Annotated in this window: 1 protein-coding gene; it reads right to left on the bottom strand. The window is 68.2% G+C overall.

Annotated features, from left to right (window positions below; all coding sequences use genetic code 11):
* A partial coding sequence (locus tag ACWESM_RS36595; RefSeq protein WP_452495727.1) for an amino acid adenylation domain-containing protein occupies positions 1-1,457 on the bottom strand: 1,457 nt, incomplete at both ends.

The following is a 1,457-nucleotide window of genomic DNA, read 5'->3' as shown; positions in this document are numbered from 1 at the left end:
CGGGTGGCCAGCAGCGAGTTGCCGCCCAGGGCGAAGAAGTCGTCGTCCAACCCGACCTCGCCGGCGCCCAGCAGCCCGGCGTACACCTCGGCCACTGCCTGCTCCACCGGCGAGCTCGGCGCGCGGAACGCCACCGCCGACACCACCTGCGGCGCGGGCAGTGCCCGGCGGTCCAGTTTCCCGTTCGCCGTCAACGGCAACACCTCGAGCACGACCACCGCATCCGGCACCATGTAGCCGGTCAAGAACTCCGAGACCTGGGTACGCAGCACCGACGCATCCAAGCTCGCCCCGGCGTCGGGCACGACGTACCCGATCAAACGGTCACCGGCATGCTCGTCGGCGCGGACCAGCACCACCGCCTGACTCACGCCCGGGCAGCGCAGCAGCGCAGCCTCGATCTCGCCGAGCTCGATGCGGAAGCCACGCAACTGCACCTGCTGATCACCGCGACCGGCGTACTCCAGGGTTGCTCGACCACCGAATCCGACCCAGCGGCCGATGTCACCGCTGCGGTACATCCGCGAGCCCGGCGCTCCGAACGGGTTGGCCACGAACCGTGTCGCGGCCAGACCGGGACGGCCGAGATACCCGCGCGAGAGCTGCGCGCCCGCGACGTAGATCTCTCCGGCCACCCCGACCGGCGACGGGTGCAACCGGTCATCGAGCACATACGCGTCCAGACCGGGCAGCGCCCGCCCGATCACGCTGGCCGGGTTGTCGACCATCTGCTCGTCCAACGACAGGAACGACACGTGCACCGTGGTCTCGGTGATGCCGTACATGTTCACCAGCCACGGCGCGTCCACCGGATGGCGCTCGTACCAGCGCCGCAGCTGGCGCAGATCCAGTGCCTCACCGCCGAACACGATGTAGCGCAGCGCGAACTTGCCTTGGTCGTGGTGTGCTGCCCGGTCGGCCTCGGCGAGCTGGTAGAACGCCGACGGGGTCTGGTTGAGCACGGTGACCTGTTCGCGGATCAGCAGTTCGCGGAACTGCTCCGGCGAGCGGGAGGTCACGTAGTCGACCACGACCACGCTGCCGCCGTTGGCCAGCGCGCACCACAACTCCCACACCGAGAAATCGAACGCGAACGAATGGAACAACGTCCACACATCGGTCTCGTCGAACTCGAACAGCAATTGGGTGTTGGCGAACAACTCGACCACGTTGCGGTGCGCCACACCCACGCCCTTGGGCACCCCGGTGGAACCGGAGGTGTAGATGACATACGCCAGATTGTCCGGGCGCAGGGGCCGCACCCGCTCGCGGTTGCGGACGCGCGAATCGTCGTAGCCGGTGGTCTCCTCCAACAGGAGCACCGGAATATTGCCCGCGGGCAGTGAGTCCAGCTCGGCGGCGGTGGTCAGCACGCAGACCGGGGCGGCGTCTTCGAGCATGAACTCCAACCGCTGCACCGGATACCCGGTATCGATCGGCAGATACGCCGCCCCCGC

This window comes from Nocardia sp. NPDC003999 (assembly GCF_053604885.1).
The sequence above is the reverse complement of the archived record's forward strand: the minus strand, read 5'-3'. Positions and strand labels throughout refer to the sequence as shown.